Origin of the sequence: Microbacterium deferens, from assembly GCF_045517775.1 — a bacterium.
GTDB lineage: Bacteria > Actinomycetota > Actinomycetes > Actinomycetales > Microbacteriaceae > Microbacterium.
Genome location: NZ_JBEUWT010000001.1, coordinates 2059433 through 2078282, shown reverse-complemented (window position 1 = coordinate 2078282; position 18850 = coordinate 2059433). Strand labels below are relative to the sequence as shown.

Genomic DNA, 18850 nt, shown 5'->3' with positions numbered 1-18850 from the left:
CTCCCCCGGGGGCCTGAAAAAGACTCTGCGGCCCGCAGAGGAGCGCGGGCGGTGATGTGCCCGGACAGCCTAACCTCCGACATCGACGCCGAGGAACCGAGGGCGACTCCTTGTCATGCCTCTGCGCGGCGTGGTAATCGCTCAGGCACCGACGTACTGACGCAGGTGCCTTCCCGTGAGCGTCTTCCCCGCGGCGACGAGATCGGCGGGTGTGCCCTCGAACACGACCTCTCCCCCGTCGCGGCCGGCGCCGGGGCCGATGTCGATGATCCAGTCGCCGTGAGCCATCACCGCCTGGTGGTGCTCGATGACGATCACGCTGTTGCCGGCGTCGACCAGCCGGTCGAGCAGCGAGAGCAGGTTGTCGACGTCGGCCAGGTGCAGGCCCGTGGTCGGCTCGTCGAGCACGTACACCGCGCCCTTCTTCGCCATGTTGATGGCGAGCTTCAGGCGCTGCCGCTCGCCGCCCGATAGCGAGTTGAGAGCCTGGCCGAGGGTGATGTAGCCGAGTCCGACGTCGATGAGGCGCGCGAGCGTCACCTGTGCGGGCCCTTTCGGGAAGAACTCGGCGGCTTCACCCACCGACATGTCGAGCACCTCGGCGATGTTCTTGCCCTCCAGGGTGTACTCCAGCACCTCATCCGAGAAGCCGCTGCCCTCGCACACCTCGCAGAGCGTCTCGACCGTGGACTGGAACCCCAGATCGGTGATGATGACCCCGAGCCCCTTGCACGCGACGCAGGCGCCCTCGGAGTTCGCCGAGAACAGGCCCGGCTTCACGCCGTTCGCCTTGGCGAAGGCGGCACGGATCGTGTCGAGCAGACCCGTGTAGGTCGCCGGGCTGCTGCGCCGCGACCCCTTGATCGCCGATTGGTCGACGACCACCACGTCGTCCAAGCGCGGCAGGTGCCCGTGGATGAGCGACGACTTGCCAGAGCCGGCCACTCCGGTGACGACCGTCAGCACCCCGAGCGGCACGTCGACGTCGACGTTCTTCAGGTTGTGCTGGGTGGCGCCGCGGATCTCGAGCGCCCCCTTCCGTGCCCGCGTCGAGGGCTTCAGCTGCGCGCGATGGTCGAGGTGCCGCCCGGTCAGGGTGTCGGAGGCGCGGAGACCGGCGAGTTCGCCGGCGTACTGGATCTCGCCGCCGGCCCGGCCTGCACCCGGGCCGAGGTCGATCACGTGATCGGCGATGGCGATGACCTCGGGCTTGTGCTCGACGACCAGAACGGTATTGCCCTTGTCGCGCAGCTGCTGGAGCAGCGCATTCATGCGCTCGATGTCGTGCGGATGAAGGCCCGCCGTGGGCTCGTCGAAGACGTAGGTGACGTCGGTCAGGCTCGAGCCGAGGTGACGGATCATCTTCGTGCGCTGCGCCTCGCCGCCCGAGAGCGTGCCGCTCGCGCGGTCGAGTGAGAGGTAGCCGAGGCCGATGTCGACGAAGGAGTCGACCGTCTCGCGCAGACCCTGGATGAGCGGGGCGACCTCGGGCGCGTCGACCGTGCGCAGCCAGGCCGCGAGATCGGTGATCTGCATCGCCGCAGCATCCGCGATGTTCACCCCGCCGATCTTCGACGACCGGGCGCCCTCGTTCAGCCGGGTGCCGCCGCACTCGGGGCAGGCCCGAAAAGTCACGGCGCGCTCGACGAACGCGCGCACGTGCGGCTGGAGCGCATCGCGGTCTTTCTGCAGCATGCTCTTCGTGATCTTCGGCACGAGACCCTCGTAGGTCATGTTCGTGTTCTGGATCTTGACCTTGACCGGCTCCCTGTAGAGGAAGTCGTGGAGCTGCTGCTCGGTGTAGTCCTGGATGGGCGTGTCGGCGTCGACGAAGCCCGACTCACCGAAGACCCGCACCATCCACCCGTCGGCGGTGTAGCCCGGCACCTTGATCGCGCCGCCGCTGAGCGAGAGCGTCTTGTCGTAGAGCTCGTCGAGGTCGATCGCGGTGGCCTCGCCGAGCCCCTCGCAGCGCGGGCACATGCCGCCGGTGATCTCGAACGACCGGCGCTCTTTCCTGCCCTTGTTCGGTCCGGTGCCGATCGTGATCGCCCCCGCGCCCTTGACCGAGGGCACGTTGAACGAGAACGCCTGAGGCGAACCGACGTGCGGCGTGCCCCGTCGGCTGAAGAGCATGCGCAGCATCGCGTGGACGTCGGTCGCCGTGCCGACGGTCGAGCGCGCATTGGCCCCCATGCGCTCCTGGTCGACGCGGATCGTCGCGCTGAGATTTTCGAGCGCGTCGACATCGGGGCGCGACAGTTGCCCCATGAACTGCTGCACGAAGGTGGGGTAGGTCTCGTTGATGAGGCGCTGAGACTCCGCCGCGATCGTGCCGAACACCAGCGACGACTTGCCCGACCCGCTCACGCCCGTGAACACCGTCAGCCGTCGCTTGGGGATCTCGACGTCGACGTTCTTGAGGTTGTTCTCACGCGCGCCGACCACGCGGATCACCTCATGCGCGTCGGCGACGTGGACGGATGCTTCGGATGCGGCGGCCATGGGATCTCCCGGGTTCGTCCTATCCCCACAGTGTGACGCACCCCGCCGACGCCGTGCTTCTCGGTTCGTGACCGGTTCGCCGCGTCCGCTCCCGGCGTTTTCCCCGTTCACATGCCACAACACCCGGACGCAGCGTGCTGCACGTCCGGGTGTTGTGGCATCTCACCGCGTGAGCGGTGCGAGCGCGCGAGGTCAGCCCTGCGCGCGACGGTTGGTGCGGGGGCTGCGCGAGCCGACGACCATGCCGGTCGTGGGGGCACCGCTGGCAGAGCGACCGGCGGCCGGACGCTGCGCGCCCGCGCCCTTCAGACCCGCGCCGCCGCGACCGGAGCCGCCGGAGCGTCCGCCACCCGAACCGCCGCGACCGGCGTGGCCGGCAGACGAGTCGGAGCGACCGGATGCTGCGCCGCGGGGCGCGTCGGAAGAGGTGCGAGCGGCGTCGCCGCCCTGACCGCGGCCGCGGCGGCTACGGCCGCCGCCCTGACCGGCGGGGGCCTCACCGGAGCGAACGGCGCGCTTGCGCTGCGCGTTCGCGCCCTGCGAGCGTCCGCCGCCACCATGCTGCGGGGGCTCCTGACGGGGCGCGGGGGTGACGTACTCGGCGACGTCTCCGACGAGCGCGGTCACCTGGGGCGAGGTGTGCGTGACGGGGGTGGGGGTCACCTTGATGGCGGCCTTGCGCAGGATGTCCTGCGTGTCGCGGCGCTGCTCGGGGAGCATCACCGTGACGACGTCGCCCGCGCTGCCGGCCCGAGCCGTGCGGCCCGAGCGGTGCAGGTACGCCTTGTGCTCGACGGGCGGGTCGACGTGCACCACGAGCGCGATGTCATCGACGTGCACACCGCGTGCGGCGACGTCGGTCGCCACGAGCACGCGGGCGGTTCCGGCGCTGAACGCGGCGAGGTTGCGGTCGCGCTGCGGCTGGGAGAGGTTGCCGTGCAGGTCGACCGACGGGATGCCCGCGTCGGTCAGGGTGCGGGCGAGCTTCTTGGCCTGGTGCTTCGTGCGGGTGAAGAGGATGCGGCGGCTCGAGCCCGATGCGAGGGTCTTGACCAGGTGCTTCTTGGCCTCGGCGTCGGCGGCTTCGAACACGTGGTGGGTCATCGCCGCGACGTGCGAGGTGGCCTCGTCGACCGAGTGCAGAACCTCGTTCTGCAGGAAGCGGCGCACGAGCTTGTCCACGCCGTTGTCGAGCGTGGCCGAGAAGAGCAGCCGCTGCCCGTTCTTCGGCGTCTTGTCGAGGATGCGGGTGACGACGGGGAGGAACCCGAGGTCAGCCATGTGGTCGGCCTCGTCGAGCACGGTGATCTCGACGTCTTCGAGCGAGACGAAGCGCTGGCCCATGAGGTCTTCGAGGCGACCGGGGCAGGCGACGAGGATGTCGACGCCGGCGTTCATCGCGGCGACCTGGCGCGACTGCGTGACGCCGCCGTAGATCGTGGTGGTGTTCATGCCGTAGGCGGCGGCGAGCGGCGCGATGACGGCGTCGATCTGGTTCGCGAGCTCGCGGGTCGGAGCGAGCACGAGGGCGCGGGGCCGGCGGGCCTTGCGCGCGGTCTTGTTCTCACCGAGGCGGGCCACGAGCGGCAGCGCGAAGGCGAGGGTCTTGCCCGAGCCGGTCTTGCCGCGACCGAGCACGTCGCGCCCGGAGAGGGTGTCGACGAGGGTGTCGGACTGGATCGGGAACGGTTCGTTCTTGCCCTGCTCCGCGAGCACGCGCACGAGCGGGACGGGGAGCCCGAGCTCGGCGAACGTGGCGGGAGAAGTGGTGGGGGTATCGATGGACATGCGTCTCCATGGCTGCACGCGCGAACGCACGCAGTCCGGGATAGGTTCGCCGCGCACGAGAAGCGCGAGCGAGAAAATGGCGAAGGCGTCGGGTCGACGCATCCGTTCGCCGTAGAAAGTCAAGGGCGGGATCGCCGCTGCGTTCGACGACGCAGGGAGCAGAATTCGCTCCGCAGTGCTTCCAGTCTAGCGGTCGGCGACGAGTGAGGCTGCGCGCCAGCATCCTGCCACGTGGTCGTCGACCATTCCGCCCGACTGCATGAGGGCGTACATCGTGGTCGGGCCGACGAAGCGGAACCCCCGTCTGCGCAGCGCCGTGCTCAGCGCGACCGACTCGGGCGTCGTCGCCGGCACATCGGCGAACGTGGCGGGAGGCGCGGACGGATGCTGCGGGGCGAACGACCACACGAAGGCGTCGAGCTCGCCCGGCGCCATGGCCTCGACGAGCCGCGCGTTCGCGATCGTGGCCAGGATCTTGGCGCGGTTGCGGATGATGCCCGCGTCGCTCATGAGTCGCTCGACGTCGCTGTCGTCGAACGCGGCCACGGCGCGGGGCTCGAACCCCGCGAAGACCTCGCGGAACCGCGGGCGCTTGCGCAAGATCGTGATCCAGCTGAGGCCGGCCTGGAACCCCTCGAGGCTCATCTTCTCGAACAGCGCGCGATCGCCGTGGAGCGGGGTGCCCCACTCCTCGTCGTGGTACCGCTGGTACTCGCCGTCGTCGCCCGCCCACGCGCAGCGCGCGACACCGTCGCTGCCGACCCGCACGTCTCCGTCCACGCCCGCCACCCTAGCCCCGGCCAACGACACCGCACCGAGAGTGCCCGTTTCCGCCAAGAGTGCCCGGAAGTTCGGGAACTCTCGGCAGGAACGGGCACTCTCGGCGAGCCCGAAGCCGGTGATTCAGCGTCAGGCCGCGCGGCGTCGGGCGACCATCCGCGTGCCGAGGCCGGCGGCGAGCAGGAGGCTCGCGCCGAACACCAGCGCCCAGAGGTTCACGTCCGAGCCCGTGGCCGGCAGCACCGCGGGCGACCCCGCGGGCAGGCCGACCGTCGGCGGGAGGTCGACGCCGGGGACCACCGGCGGGGCGACCGTGATCGGTGCGACGGCGACGGCCCAGACGATGCCGCCGACGGGGCCGCCGACCTCCTCGGGTGCCACGCGGTACTCGCTGGCGGCGGCGAACAGCGCCGCACGGCCCGTCGCGGGAGCCGCCTGCTGCGCGGTGACCTCGAGGACGGTGCCCGTCAGGCTCACCGCCGCGACGTCGACCACCCGGAACCCGGCGGGAACCGTCGGACGGATGCCGTACTCGGCAGCGCCGAACACGGCGACCTCACCGTCGTCCTCGGCGGCGATGAACGCCCCCGAACCCGGTGCCAGCTCCGACCCCGCGGCCGTCGCGCCGTTCGCGAGGAACTCGACCTGCGCGCCCGGCACCGAGCCGAGCGATGTCGCATCGACCACCGCGGCGGTCTGCAGCACCGCGGCTGCGCCCACGAACACCTGCGCGACGTCGGAGTCCTCGGTGTCGGCTGCCACCTCGATCGGGATCGCGCCGACCCCAGCATCCTCGACGACGATCGGAGTCGTCGTGCCGTCCGCGGCGATCAGCGAGCCTTCGAACGAGACGGTGGTCGTCTCGGCCTCCACCACGTCTCGGTACGACGCGAGATCCGTCGCGTCCCAGACCGCGAGAGCGGCCTCGGGAAGCTCGAGGCCGGGAAGCCCCGCGGCCTCCGGAGCTTCGACGGTCTCGGGGATCTCGACGTAGACCGTCGCCTCGCCCGGCGCGATGCCGCTGAAGGCGTAGGTGCCGTCGAGCGACGTCGTCGCCCACCAGTCGCCCGCAGCATCCTGCAGGTAGACCTCGGCGCCGGGCACCGCGGTGTCGGTGCCCGATTCGTAGACGCCGTCGAGCGCCACATCGAGGAAGTACGCCACATCGACCGAAGCCGTGGGGATCTCCTCGAGCGTGACGACGAACGTCGGAGCGGAGAAGTACGACGCGGCGTCGGCCGTGTCGAGCCAGAAGACGGTGCCGCCCTCGTCGCGCACGTCGATCTCGCCGGCGCCCTCGCTGTTGGTCTCGCGAGCGGTCACCTCGGCGACCGCGTACCCGGCCGGAGGCGTGACCCGGACGCCGATCTCATCGGGCAGGTGGCGCACGTAGTACGAATCGGCGAACGCCTCGTAGGTGCCCTCGCCGCCGGTGAAGTCGTATTCCGTCGCCGGATACCACCGGCGGTCCGAGCCGAGCTCGACCTCGACGTCCGATGCCGGCGCGCCGTCGGCGTACTCCACCTCGGCGGTCGCGCGCAGGGCGGTGAAGCCCACCTCGAGCGCCGACCCCTGCTCGTCGACCGCGACGGTCGCCACGGCCTGCGCGTACGCCGAGCCGCTCTCGTTCGGGAGGCGCTCGATGTCGTCGGCCGACTCGGCGTCCGTCGCGTCGAAGAAGATGCTGTCGAAGGCAGAGTTCGGGTGGACGAAGTACACCTTCGCCTCACCGACGGGTACGTCCTCGAAGACCTGGTCGCCGTTCGCCTCGGTCGTCGGCGAGATGATCGCGCCCTGTGCCGTGACCAGGCGCGAGATCCGCGCGTTCGTCTCGTCGGAGCGGCCGTCCTTCGCGACCTTGGAGGTGTCGAACACGCCGTCGGCGTAGCGGTCGTCGAACGAGGTGATGCGCACGTCGGCGGTCGGCACCTCGGCGAGCGTCACCGTGAAGGTGGGGTTCGAGAAGTACGACGACGCGTCGACGGTGTCGATCCAGTAGGCACCGCCGCGCTCGACGACGTCGATCGCTCCGCCGTCCGCCGCGGTGACCGCGCCGATCCGGTAGCCGGCCGGCGCGGTCACGCGCACGCCGAGCTCGTCGGGCAGGTGGCGCACGTAGCCGTTGCTGTCGAAGGCTTCGTAGGTGCCCTGGCCGCCCGCGAAGTCGTACTCGGTGGCGGGGAACCATTCCCCCGCCGAGCCGAGTTCGACCGTCGCCCCCCGCACGGGCGAGCCGTCGGCGTACTCGACCGCGGCGACCGCGCGCAGTGCCGTCATGCCGACGACGAGCTTCGCGCCGTCCTCGTCGAGATCGACCGTGGCCACCCCCGTCGGCGAGCCGGTCGAGCCGCCCAGCGGGAGTCGCTCGATGTCGTCGGCGCTGGCGGCGTCGGTCGCGTCGAAGAAGGCGGCGCTGACGTAGCTGTTCGGATCGAGGAACTCCACCTTCTTCTCACCGATCGGCAGGTCGGCGAAGACGAAGTCGCCGTCTGCGTTGCGGGTGGCCTCGAGCCAGGTGCCGTCCGACTGGCGGATGCGGGGGCCGAGGTCGCGCTTCGCGTCGGAACGTCCGTCGCGTCCGGTCTTGGAGGGGTCGTACACGCCGTCGGCGTAGTAGTCGTGGAACTCGGTGACAACGAGGTCGGCGGTCGGGAGTTCCTCGAGCGTGACCGTGAAGGTGGGGTTCGATGTGTAGGTCGAGGCGTCGGTGGTCTGCAGCCAGTACGCACCGTCCCTCGACGTGACCGGGATGGGGTCGATGTTGCCGCCGGAGGAGACGGCGGTCACCTCGCCGACGCGGTAACCGGCCGGTGCGGTGACGCGTACTCCGAACTCGCCGGGAAGGAGGTAGACGTACCCGCCGTCGAGGTGCTCGTAGCTGCCCGGCTGGAAGTCGTACTCGGTCGCCGGGAGCCACTCCCCGTTCGCGCCGAGCTCGACCGTCGCGCCCGTCGCCGGGCTGCCGTCGGGCAGCTTCACATCGGCCACGACGCGCATGCCCGAGATGCCGATCGTGCGCGCGGTGTTCGTCCCGTCGCCGACGGTGACGGATGCTTCGGCCCTCGGGTCCCAGCTGCTGCCCACCTGGGTCAGCTTCTGGAGGTTCGCCGGGTCGGTCGCATCGAACAGCATGGCGTTGACGGGGACGGTGGGGTACTGCACCTGCAGCCGGGCGCCGCCGGCGGGCACGTCGTCGAAGAACCACGTGTCGCCGAGCGGGGTGGCGGTCCAGGTGGAACCGTCCGACGCGATGAGCGTGGGGGCACCCAGGTACTGCCGGATGGCGTCGCTCTGGCCGGTCCGGCCGACCTTCGACGCGTCGAACACGCCGTCCTGGTAGCGGTCTTCGAAGACCGTCACGGTGAGGTCTCCGACCGCGGCGGCGGCGATCGCGGCGTTGACGGTGCGCTCCGCGGCCTCGGCGAGCGATGCGGGAGCGGCGGTGACGTCCTCGACCGCGACCTCGATCGGCTCGGCAGAGGGGACGGGCTCGGCAGAGGGGGCGGGCTCGGGAGACTCCGACGCCTCGGGAGCCGCGGTCTCGATCGGAGCGGGCGTCTCGGTCGCGGCATCCTCGAGAACGGAAGCGCCGGCGGGGCTTGCTGCGGTCGCGACGAGGACCGCGGCGATCGCCGCTGCGCCCCATCCGGTGATTCGTGCGTTTCGCACCAGTGACTCCTGTGATTCGGTCGACAGGGGGCGCCGCGGACATAGCGACCCTCCCAACCTATGAACGGAGCGCCGTGGGCTGTCCGTTCGGCACCACCTGTTCACCCACCCGTCCGCCGCCCTTTCCCCGACGCCCACCGGCCACCGCCGAAGGTGCCCGTTCGCGCCGAGAGTGCCCGCATAGTCGGGCACCTTCGGCCCGTTCGGGCACTCTCGGCGAGCACCGAGCCGGAATCGGGCACAGTAGAGCGATGAACGACGCACCCGGCACCCGCGCCGAAGACGTCCTCGAGGCGCGCCTCGATCGCGCGAAGATGCCGACCGCCCTGCGGTGGGGGCGCAACGCCCTCGCCTTCGCCGTGTCGACGGTCAGCGGTGGCGCGGGAGACGACCTGCTGCCGGGCCTCGACCTCGTGGTGAGCAGGCGAGATACCGGCGCCGAGGTGCTGCGGGTCAGGGCGGGTCAGTTCGAGGAGGCCGGCCACCTGCTCGAGCACACCTGGCGCGACCTCGCCACGATGACGGTGGAGGAGTTCGTGCGCTCCTGGAGGCTCATCGACGAATGACGGATGCTGCGACCCCTCCCCTGCTCGCAGCATCCGCCGTCTTCGTGCCTACTTCGCCGTGGCCTTCTTCTCGGGGATCGGCGCCCGGCCCGACGCCTCGAGGTCGGCGTAGTACCGCTCCGCCTCGCGCTGACGCTCGCCCTCGGCGCCCGAGGCGATCGGTGCCCGCACGTGCTCGGGCTCGTATCCGAAGGCGTCGACGAGGTCCTGCGCGTGGGGGCGCAGACGCGTGCACAGCCGGTCGATGTAGCTCGACACGGCCCCCGCCCGCTGCGTCGACAGGCGCCCGTTGATGAGGTACCACGCGAGGTGCTTCTCGACGAGGCTGAGCCCGAAGAGGTCGCGCACCCAGGTGAGCACCTTCTTCGTCCCCGCGTCGTCGATGCTCTCGATCGCGTCGGTGAAGGCCTCCCACTGCAGCAGCTCGCCGTGCGCGCGTGCCGCCTCGATGAGCTCGGCCTGGTTCTGGTTGAACAGGGCCGCTGCCTCATCGCGAGGGAGCTTGGATGCTGCGCGCAGTCGTCCGGCGACGTCGGAGACCATCTGCTGCACCCGGTCGGTGAGCAGCTCGTGCTGCTGGTCGCCGCGAAGACCCCGCTCGACCGCGCGGGCGGTGGAACCGAAGTCGGTGACGGCCTGTCCGAGCTGGCGGAGCCCGGCTCCGTGGAAGAGCTTGCCCGCGGTCTGCCCCACGGCGTACGCGGCGAGTGCGCGTGCATCCTTGCCCTTGAACTGCCGGCCGTAATCGGCGAGCAGACGCTTTCCGACCAGCTGCAGCAGAACGTTGTTGTCGCCCTCGAACGTGACGTAGATGTCGAGGTCGCTCCGCAGGCCCGTGAGGCGGTTCTCGGCGAGGAAGCCCGATCCGCCGCACGCCTCGCGCGCCTCCTGCAGGGTGTCGAGCGCGTGCCACGTCGAGAGGGGCTTGAGCACCGCGGCGAGGGTCTCGAGGTCTTCGCGGTCGGCGTCGCTGTCGGTGCGACCGCTGAAGACCCCGTCGAACTTCTTCAGGAACTCGTCGTGCGCGAAGATCTCGGCGTAGGTGGTGGCCAGGCGCGGCAGCAACCGGCGCTGGTGCTTGCCGTAGTCCAGCAGCACGACCTCGGGCGTTCCGAGGCCGGAGTCGAACTGGCGCCGCTGGTTGCCGTAGGTCACGGCGATGTTCAGACCGAGCGCCGACGCCCAGGCGGCGGAGCCGTCGAGCGAGATGCGGCCCTGCACGAGCGTGCCGAGCATCGTGAAGAAACGACGCCCCGGGCTCGAGATCGCGCTCGAGTACGTGCCGTCGGCGGCCACGTCGCCGTAGCGGTTGAGCAGGTTCGTGCGGGGGACGCGCACCTGGTCGAAGTGCAGCCGGCCGTTGTCGATGCCGTTGAGGCCGCCCTTCACACCGTCGTCCTCGCCGCCGACGCCCGGCAGGAACTGCCCGTTCTCGTCGCGGATGGGCACGTAGAAGCAGTGCACGCCGTGGTTGACGCCGTTGGTGATCAGCTGCGCGAACACGGTCGCTGCGATGCCGTGGAGGGCGGCGTTTCCGAGGTAGTCCTTCCACGCCCCGCGGAACGGGGTGTGGATGACGAACTCTTCCGTCTCGGGGTCGTAGGTCGCGGTGGTGCCGATGGCGGCGACGTCGGAACCGTGGCCGGTCTCGGTCATCGCGAATGCGCCCGGGATCTCGAGGTTCATCGCACCCGGCAGCCACTTCTCGTGGTGCTCCTCGGTGCCCAGCTGGTAGATCGCCGCGCCGAACAGTCCCCACTGCACGCCCGACTTGATCTGCAGGCTCGGGTCGGCGGCGACGAGCTCTTCGAAGCCGGCGATGTTGCCGCCCTGGTCGTTGTCACCGCCGAATCGCGTCGGGAAGGCGCGGTGCACGGCCTTGTTCTCGACGAGGAGGTGCAACTGTCCGAGCACGCGCTCGCGGTGCTCGGCCACGGTCTGTCCGTCGATGCGCCAGAAGGCGGGGTCCTTGATCATCTCGCGCGCCTGGCGGCGGACGTGCCCCCAGGTGCCGAGCAGCAGATCGGTCACGCGCTCGGTGTCGATGCGCGGCTCGGATGCTTCGGCCGCGGTGTGCGCGGCGGTCGGCGCGCCTCCGGCCGGGGTGCGCCTCGCGGTGGACGGAGTTTCAGGACGGACTGCGGCGTCGGTCATATACAGCACCTTCTTCGGCGAAACGGGATGGTCCAACGGTAGGACTCCCACAACGCTCCATCAACACCCTTGGTTACCCTCTACAACGCCTTCGGACCCGTGCGAACGGACCGGTTGTGCGGTCCCGACAGATGCGCGCCCCTTACTGCGCGTTCGCGAACGAGGCGGCGAGCGCCACCGAATCGAAGAGGTTGCGCATCGCGTGACGGATCTCGCCGAGTGGTGTGGTGAAGCTCGCGAGCACGACCTGCTTCGAACCGGGTACCGCGAACCAGTAGTCCGCCTCGAACCGGGTTGCCGTCGCCGTGACGTCTGCGTCGACGACGGTCTCGTCGTAGGTCCGCTCCAGACGCAGCATGCTCGCGCGCGGGCCGTCGAGCCTCGCGGCTGTCTCGACGCCGTCGACCTCGAGCGTCTCGAAGCTGCGCAGCAGCGCACCCAGTACGGCGTCGGGCGAGGTACCGACGGCGGGACTCATCCGCATGCCCGACGGAGCGTGCACCGTGAGCGCAGCCGGGGTGGCCAGGTCGGGAACGATCTCGAGGCACAGGAACAGAGCGTGGGCCTCAGCATCCCTCGCCGCATCCACTGCCCGCTCGAGCGCGTCGCGGATGCGTCGACGGGCGAGGACGGCGTCGTCGGCGACCCCGACCACCTCGCGGGTCACCGCATCGACCTCGGCCGCGGCCGACGCGCCGTCGCGCGGGTCGAGCGCCAGCCAGCGCCCGGGGAGCTGGAAGGTCAGCGCCGGCGGCCGACGCGTCGGGGTCGCACCGCTCATCCCTCTCCCGCCAGCCGGGAGAGCCGGTCGGGCGAGAGCACGATGAACTCGTGGCCCGACCGCAGGCCGAGCTCTGCGGCGGTCGTGTCGTCGAGACGGATGCGGGCGTGCGACCTCTGCTGATCGCTCGTGAAGTCGGACGGAGCACCCTGGAGCAGACCGATGGAGACGCGGTGGCGCGAGACCTCGGGGTCGGCGGCCAGCACCGACGCCGCCGCGCGCACCACACCGACCACCGCGGCATCGGTCACGTCGTCGAGGTAGAGGGCGACGGCCACCTCCGTGCGCCCCGCGCCGGGGTGGCTGAGTGTCGCGGTCGCGTCGTTGACGTTGCCGATACCCGCGAGCTCGGCCTCGAGGTCTCCGAGTTCGACATCGGCGGCCGCACAGGCCGACAGCGCCAGCATCCCGGCGACGGTCACGACGCCGATCAGCGCGCGGATCGACCTCATGAGCCCTCGGCCAGACGGGCGATGTCTTCGGGTGACAGGCGCATCGACTCGCCGAATTCGAGCCCCAGCTCGTCGTAGACCTTCGAACTGGGCCTCACTTTGCCGCGAAGCTCCTGGCCGCTGTTGTCGTAGTCGCCCGGGACACCGTCGATGAACATCACCGTCGCCCCGTGACGGGCCGTCGTGGGGTCATCGGCCAGGGCGGGGATCGCTCCTCGGATGACCGAGGTGAATTCGGCGTCGCTCGGGTCGTCAACGAACAGCCGCACGACGACCTCGGTGTTCCACGGTGCCCCCGGATGCCCCACGTCGGCCGAGACCGCATTGACGCCGTCGACCTCCTCGAGGTGGGCCGCGAGATCGCCCATGTCCGGCGATGCCGCGCATCCCGCCAGCGACAGGGCACCCAGCGTCAGTGCGACGCCCAGGACGACTCGGATCGATCTCATGCGTCTAGGAACCTCTCGTGTAGGACGCCGAATAGACGTCCTCATAGCTTCCCTCGTCGGGGTCGGCGAAGAAGATCTCGTCGCCCTGACGAGGCTCGGGAAGATACCGCTCCGCCTCGGCGCCGTACATCGTCGAGTCGTGGATCGGCCACACGAGCGGGCGGTAGGTCTGCCAGTCGTTGTCGAGGCGCACGTAGTCGACGGGCTCGAGGCCGAGGAACTCGAGCGTGTGCACGGGGTCGATGCCGTTGTTGATCTGCGTGACGCGCACGTCGGGCGGCATCGCCGAGTAGTGCTTGTCGATCGCCGAGCCCGCGGCGAACACCGAGTCGACCCGATCGACGACGCGGGGGTCGGTGGCGAGGTCGCCCGCCATCATGCCGCCCAGCGACCACCCCGTGAACATGATGGGCGCGTCGCTCTCGAAAACGCCCGCCTCGGTCATCGCATCCCATACCGCGTGCTCATACTGGGTCGGAACGCCCGGGAACATCGAGAGCATGACGTCGGCGCGCAGATCGTTGAGTGAGCCGCCGCTGTTGAGCGGGTTCCAGTTCTGCGTGCTCGGCAGCTGCACCCGCCACGAGACGATCTCCCCCGCGGCGTTGCGGACGGCGACGACGCGGATCTCGGTGCTGGTGCCGTCGGCGCTCGCGGAATCCTGCTCGGCGAGCTGCGCCATGACGCCCTGGTAGTCGCGTGCTTCGAGCCGATCGTTGTCGGCGTCGGCATCGGCATCGTCCGTCGGCGCCCCGCTGGTCCATCCGCCGGAGGTCTGCTGGGACCGCCCCACCGTCTCGGAGAGCACCGCGAGCAGGAGCGCTGCAGCCAGCAGACCTCCGAGGAGCAGGAGACCGACCAGACCGAACGAGGCGACGACGAGCCCGACCACGAGCGCGGCGACCAGCAGCAGAGCGATCACCACGAGCGCCGAGACGAGCGCGCTGAGTGCCTCCATGAGCGCGTCGACGACGACCGACAGCACCTGCGACGCCCACTCGCCGACCATCTCGAAGAAATCCCCGACCGGCGACCAGAACTGGTCCCAGTTGTCTCCGAACGAGTCGGCGCCGTCCTCGATCGCCGTCTCGATCGCGCCGATCGCCCGGTCGGCCGCGTCGTAGATCTGCTGACGCGCATCGTTGAGCACCCGTCGCGCAGCGTCGACCGCACCGCGGGCATCGGCGAGATCACCCGCCGCCGACAGCATCCGTTCGTCGAGCGCGGTCGTGGACTCGCCCGCCGCCTCGGCCTGGACGAGCTCGTTGCGGAGGTCGCCGATCTCGGATTCGAGCCGGTACGAGCGGTCGGTCTCGGCGTCGGCATCGCTGACCGCGCTGCGTGCCGTCGCCTGGATCGTCTCGAGTTCGACGGCGAACGTGGTCAGCGCCGTCGCCGTTCCGTCGTAACGACCGTGTGCGCGCCGGAGCCCGGCCGATGCGTCGTCCGCCGAGCCTCGGACGGCATCGATCGACTGGGCGGTCTGCCCGTCGACCAGGTCGAGCAGAGCTTCGGCGGCGCGCGAGATGGCCTCGGCGGTGAGCTGGAGGTTTCGCGCGCGCGTCTCGAGCTCGGCGGGACGCCCGGCGAAGACGTCTTCGTAGTCGACGGCGAGTCCCGAGCTCACGGGGCGCCGTCCGTGTCGCTCGCCTCGGCCATGCTCCGGTCGAGCTCGGTCATCGTCTCGTCGATGGCCTGCAGCCAGTCACGGACGGTCGTGAGCTGTTCCTCGAGCTTGCCGCGGTTGTGGTCCCAGTTGCCGGCGAAGTCGCGCACGGTGCGCTCCAGGCGATACTCGCCGGTGAGGGCCCCGAGGTCATCACCCACCCGATCGGCACTCTGGAACGTCGCCAGCGCACCGACGACCCGGCTCTTGGCCGCACGCAGCTCCGTGAGATCCAGCTCGAAGTCGCTCACCGGTCCCCCTCAGCGGTTCGTCGGTCGGGTGGCTCGAGCCCGAGTCTAGCGAGCGCGCGGAGCGATCACCGGGGTGTCGCTCCGTGCGCGGCGACGACGGCGAGCACGCCCTCGCCGTAGGCTTCGCGCTTCTTCGCGCCGATGCCGGTGACCCCGTCGAGATCGGCGAGCGACCCCGGGCGCGCCGCCGCCAGCGCGCGCAGCGTGGCGTCGCCGAACACGATGTAGGCGGGGACCCCCTGCTCGCGGGCCTGTTCGGCGCGCCATGCCCGGAGCGCCTCGAAGAGGTCGCGGTCGCCCGCGTCGACGGCATCGGCCGACGACGACTTGCGCACCCGCGAACCGCCCGCCGCGGCACTGCGGCCGAGCACATCTCGGCGCAGCGGCACCGGCGCCTCGCCACGCAGGACTCCCCCGCTGGCCTCGCTCAGGGCGAGCGTGCCGTAGTCGCCCTGGGCGACGAGGATCTGTCTCGCGAGCAGCTGCCGCACGACGCTGCGCCAGTCCTGGTCGGACAGGTCGGCGCCGATGCCGTAGGTCGCGAGCTTGTCGTGCCCCTGCTGCGTGATGCGCTCGGTCTTCGCGCCGCGCAGGATGTCGATGAGATGGCCCGCACCGAACGCCTGCCCCCGCTCGCGCTGCAGACGCACGATCGTGGAGAGCAGCTTCTGCGCCGCGACCAGGCCGTCCCACGTCTCGGGGGGTTGCAGGCAGGTGTCGCAGTTGCCGCAGGGTTCGGATGCTTCGCCGAAGTAGTCGAGCAGGTTCTGACGCCGGCAGGCCACCGTCTCGCACAGCGCCAGCATCGCGTCGAGATGCTGGCCGAGGCGCATCTTGTAGGTGCGGTCGCCCGGCGACTGGTCGATCATGCGCCGCTGCTGCACGACGTCGCCGAGGCCGTACGCCATCCACACGACCGACGGCTCGCCGTCTCGACCGGCTCGGCCCGTCTCCTGGTAATAGCCCTCGACCGATTTCGGCAGGTCGATGTGGGCGACGAATCGCACGTCGGGTTTGTCGATACCCATGCCGAACGCGATGGTGGCGACCATCACGACCCCGTCGTCACGGAGGAACCGCGACTGGTTCGCCGCGCGCACCTCGGTCGGAAGCCCCGCGTGGTACGGCAGTGCGTCGATGCCCTGCCCTCGGAGGTACTCGGCGGTCTGCTCGACGCTCTTGCGGCTGAGGGCGTAGACGATGCCCGCCGGCGCCGACGCGGCATCCGCCCCCTCGGTCTGCTGCACCGAGCGGATGAACGAGACGAGCTGCCGGCGCTGGTCGACCTTCGGCTCGATGCGGTACTGGATGTTCGGCCGATCGAAGCTCGCCACGAAGCGACGGGCGTTCGGCAGCTGCAGTCGCTCGACGATCTCTCGCGCCGTGGCGGGAGTCGCCGTGGCGGTGAGCGCCATGCGCGGAACGCCGGGGAACCGCTCGGCGAGGTCGCCGAGAGCGAGGTAGTCGGGTCGGAAGTCGTGGCCCCACTGCGACACGCAGTGCGCCTCGTCGATCGCGATGACGCTGAGCTTTCCGCGCTGCAGCAGCGAGAGCGCCGACGCGGTGTTCAACCGCTCGGGTGCGACGTAGAGCAGGTCGAGCTCGCCGGCGAGGTAGGCCTGCTCGGTCGCGCGGCGCTCGTCGGCGCCCTGGGTGGAGTTGAGGAAGGCGGCACGCACGCCGTTGGCGATGAGGGCCTCGACCTGGTCGTGCATGAGCGCGATGAGAGGGCTCACCACGAGCCCCGTGCCCGGGCGCACGAGTGCCGGCACCTGGTACGTGACGCTCTTTCCTCCGCCGGTGGGCATGAGCACGACGGCGTCGCCTCCGCCGATGACCTGGGCGACGATGTCGGCCTGGTCGGCGCGGAACAGGTCGTAGCCGTAGACCTCGTGCAGCACCTCGCGCGGGTCGCGCCCCGTGAAGTCGCGGCGGGCGGTGGCCCGTCGGGCGACGGATGCCGCGGACTCGGGCGCGTTCGACGCGCGGCGGCCGGCATCGCCCGGCCCGGCCTTCCGGGCGGGAGCACCGCCGAAGCCCTCGGGCTCGGGCGGGGGCGGCGCGTCGAAGTCGTCGGGTGGCGCGAGCTCGTCGGGATTCCACTCGTAGCCGTCGTACGGGTCGATCGCCACGCCCGCCTGGGGGTCGCGATCGGGTCCGGGAGTCACCCGCCCACGATAACCCGCGCCCCCGACACCGACCTGCGCGCGGTCACGAGCGGAGGAGATCTCACCGCCGGAGGACCGCTCGGCGCGAACGGGTCCTCCCGCCGTGACATCCCCTCCCGCCGTGACGAGTCGCCCGAGGGCGCGCGGCTCTGGCGCGATGTCGGACCACGCGCCTACGGTGGAACCACCGCCTGAGGAAGGAATCCGCATGACCCTCGAGACCCGCGTCACCCGCAACGACGAGACGTCGCGGTACGAGATCCACGTCGGAGACGCCGTCGGCGGTTTCGCCGAGTTCCTGACCTCGCGCAGCGGCCGCGTCATCATCACCCACACCGAGCTCGACCCGCAGTTCAAGGGCCAGGGGCTCGGGTCGATCCTCGCCGGCGAGGCGCTCGCCGACCTCGCCCGTCGCGGCGATGTCGTGGTTCCGCGATGCCCGTTCATCGCGCACTACCTCACGGGCAACGAGGTCGCCGGCCTCGTCGTCGACTGGCCCGAAGACGCCGACGCCGCGCAGTCGGCCACCCCGGGCGAACAGTCGTCGTGACCCGGCTCGACACCGACGGCGCCGCCGGCCGGTCGCCCGAGACCGAGGGCCCCGTCGCCTGCGACGGACCCCGCAGCCTGCTGCTCGAGGCACGGGAAGTGCCGCTGGGCGGGGTGCGGGCGATGTCGGTGCATCGCAGCCTGCCGCAGCGCGCGCTGCCGATGGTCGGCGCCTGGTGCTTCCTCGACCGGTTCGGTCCGCAGGAGACGAAGATGCGCGTCGAGCCGCACCCCCACATCGGGCTTCAAACGGTCACCTGGCCGTTCGTCGGAGACGTGCGGCATCGCGACGCGGTGGGCAGCGACGTGGTCGTCCGACGCGGCGCGCTGAACCTCATGACGAGCGGCGCGGGCATCTCGCACTCCGAATACTCGGTCGGTGACGACCCCGTGCCCCTCGACGCCCTCCAGCTGTGGGTCGCGCTCCCCGAATCGCGCCGACACGGTGCGCCCGCGTTCGAGCAGCACGCGGAGTTGCCGGTCGTCGCGCTCGAGGCCCTCGGCGCCGGCGCCGGCGGCGAGGCCACCGTCGTGATGGGCGAGCTCGCCGGCGTCTCGTCGCCCGCCACCGTTCACACCCCGATCGTCGGAGCCGAGGTGCGCATTCCGGCCGGATCCACGGTGCGCATCCCGCTGCGCCCCGACTGGGAGCACGCGGTGGTCGGATGCTTCGGAGAGGCGCGCGTCGCGTCAGAGCCGACCGGATCCGTGGTGCTCGACAGCACGCACCTGCTCTACCTCGGCACGTCGCGCGACGGGGTCGACGTCTCGAGCGACACCGACGCGACGGTGTTCCTCCTGGGGGGCGAGCCGTTCGAGGCCGACATCGTCATGTGGTGGAACTTCGTCGGGCGCACCCACGACGAGATCGTCGACGCCCGCGACGACTGGGAGGCAGCGGCCGCCCGGTTCGGCCACGTCGTCGACCACGCCGACGAGCGCATCCCCGCCCCGCCCATCCCCGGCGTGCGCCTCACCCCGCGCCGTCGCCCTGACCGGCCCCGCGGCTGACCACGCCGCATCCGTCTCTTCGACCCGCACCGAGGGTGCCCGATTCTGCCGATCGTGCGCG

General features: G+C 70.8%; 14 protein-coding genes. 3 read left to right on the top strand and 11 right to left on the bottom strand.

Annotation, left to right across the window (positions count from 1 at the left end; all coding sequences use genetic code 11):
* Positions 1-141 precede the first annotated feature (141 nt).
* From ABTU82_RS09815 to ABTU82_RS09800, 4 genes are all read right to left on the bottom strand, one after another.
* Positions 142-2505 carry an ATP-binding cassette domain-containing protein gene (locus ABTU82_RS09815; RefSeq protein ID WP_407173166.1) on the bottom strand — a complete coding sequence of 788 codons (2364 nt, stop codon included), beginning with the start codon at positions 2503-2505 and terminating at the stop codon, positions 142-144.
* A 192-nt stretch (positions 2506-2697) separates the two neighbouring features.
* Positions 2698-4293: a DEAD/DEAH box helicase gene (locus ABTU82_RS09810; protein ID WP_407173164.1), complete on the bottom strand. Its 1596-nt coding sequence runs from the start codon at positions 4291-4293 to the stop codon at positions 2698-2700.
* 186 nt (positions 4294-4479) lie between these two features.
* A complete protein-coding gene (locus ABTU82_RS09805) occupies positions 4480-5073 on the bottom strand; it encodes a DNA-3-methyladenine glycosylase I (RefSeq protein ID WP_407173163.1) in 594 nt (197 codons plus the stop codon).
* Positions 5074-5202: 129 nt separating this feature from the next.
* Complete coding sequence (locus ABTU82_RS09800) at positions 5203-8742, bottom strand: LPXTG cell wall anchor domain-containing protein (protein WP_407173161.1); 3540 nt, start codon at positions 8740-8742, stop codon at positions 5203-5205.
* Positions 8743-8993: 251 nt separating this feature from the next.
* On the opposite strand from ABTU82_RS09800, the gene ABTU82_RS09795 reads away from it, so the two are divergent.
* Positions 8994-9308 (top strand): hypothetical protein, encoded by a 315-nt coding sequence (locus tag ABTU82_RS09795; protein WP_147894606.1) that lies wholly within the window; start codon positions 8994-8996, stop codon positions 9306-9308.
* Between the two features lie 48 nt (positions 9309-9356).
* Here ABTU82_RS09795 and ABTU82_RS09790 read toward each other — a convergent pair whose 3' ends face one another.
* The 7 genes from ABTU82_RS09790 to recQ all read right to left on the bottom strand — a co-directional run bounded on the left by ABTU82_RS09790 (position 9357) and on the right by recQ (position 17229).
* Positions 9357-11462 (bottom strand): acyl-CoA dehydrogenase family protein, encoded by a 2106-nt coding sequence (locus tag ABTU82_RS09790; RefSeq protein WP_407173159.1) that lies wholly within the window; start codon positions 11460-11462, stop codon positions 9357-9359.
* Positions 11463-11604: 142 nt separating this feature from the next.
* A complete protein-coding gene (locus ABTU82_RS09785; RefSeq protein ID WP_407173158.1) occupies positions 11605-12243 on the bottom strand; it encodes a hypothetical protein in 639 nt (212 codons plus the stop codon).
* Positions 12240-12695, bottom strand: coding sequence for a hypothetical protein (locus ABTU82_RS09780; RefSeq protein ID WP_407173157.1), 456 nt, complete (start codon positions 12693-12695; stop codon positions 12240-12242). Before ABTU82_RS09780 ends, ABTU82_RS09785 begins: the two co-directional genes overlap by 4 nt.
* Complete coding sequence (locus tag ABTU82_RS09775; RefSeq protein ID WP_116647150.1) at positions 12692-13144, bottom strand: hypothetical protein; 453 nt, start codon at positions 13142-13144, stop codon at positions 12692-12694. Before ABTU82_RS09775 ends, ABTU82_RS09780 begins: the two co-directional genes overlap by 4 nt.
* A gap of 4 nt (positions 13145-13148) precedes the next feature.
* On the bottom strand, positions 13149-14771 hold the full coding sequence (locus ABTU82_RS09770; protein WP_407173155.1) for a hypothetical protein: 1623 nt from the start codon (positions 14769-14771) through the stop codon (positions 13149-13151).
* Positions 14768-15061 (bottom strand): hypothetical protein, encoded by a 294-nt coding sequence (locus tag ABTU82_RS09765; protein ID WP_407173154.1) that lies wholly within the window; start codon positions 15059-15061, stop codon positions 14768-14770. Before ABTU82_RS09765 ends, ABTU82_RS09770 begins: the two co-directional genes overlap by 4 nt.
* Before the next feature lie 65 nt (positions 15062-15126).
* Positions 15127-17229, bottom strand: coding sequence for a DNA helicase RecQ (recQ, locus tag ABTU82_RS09760; protein ID WP_407173152.1), 2103 nt, complete (start codon positions 17227-17229; stop codon positions 15127-15129).
* A gap of 208 nt (positions 17230-17437) precedes the next feature.
* Between recQ and ABTU82_RS09755 the strand changes: the two genes are divergently transcribed.
* Positions 17438-17779, top strand: a complete 342-nt coding sequence (locus tag ABTU82_RS09755) for a GNAT family N-acetyltransferase (RefSeq protein ID WP_116647147.1) — start codon at positions 17438-17440, stop codon at positions 17777-17779.
* On the top strand, positions 17776-18789 hold the full coding sequence (locus tag ABTU82_RS09750; RefSeq protein ID WP_407173150.1) for a pirin family protein: 1014 nt from the start codon (positions 17776-17778) through the stop codon (positions 18787-18789). The genes ABTU82_RS09755 and ABTU82_RS09750 overlap by 4 nt, the downstream gene beginning before the upstream one ends.
* The last annotated feature ends 61 nt before the right edge of the window (positions 18790-18850 follow it).

Excerpts from the sequence above, each read along its gene's own strand:
- ABTU82_RS09815 (WP_407173166.1), bottom strand. The coding sequence starts at position 2,505 with ATGGCCGCCGCATCCGAAGCATCCGTCCACGTCGCCGACGCGCATGAG.
- ABTU82_RS09810 (WP_407173164.1), bottom strand. The coding sequence starts at position 4,293 with ATGTCCATCGATACCCCCACCACTTCTCCCGCCACGTTCGCCGAGCTC.
- ABTU82_RS09795 (WP_147894606.1), top strand. The coding sequence starts at position 8,994 with ATGAACGACGCACCCGGCACCCGCGCCGAAGACGTCCTCGAGGCGCGC.
- ABTU82_RS09790 (WP_407173159.1), bottom strand. The coding sequence starts at position 11,462 with ATGACCGACGCCGCAGTCCGTCCTGAAACTCCGTCCACCGCGAGGCGC.
- ABTU82_RS09785 (WP_407173158.1), bottom strand. The coding sequence starts at position 12,243 with ATGAGCGGTGCGACCCCGACGCGTCGGCCGCCGGCGCTGACCTTCCAG.
- ABTU82_RS09780 (WP_407173157.1), bottom strand. The coding sequence starts at position 12,695 with ATGAGGTCGATCCGCGCGCTGATCGGCGTCGTGACCGTCGCCGGGATG.
- ABTU82_RS09775 (WP_116647150.1), bottom strand. The coding sequence starts at position 13,144 with ATGAGATCGATCCGAGTCGTCCTGGGCGTCGCACTGACGCTGGGTGCC.
- ABTU82_RS09755 (WP_116647147.1), top strand. The coding sequence starts at position 17,438 with ATGACCCTCGAGACCCGCGTCACCCGCAACGACGAGACGTCGCGGTAC.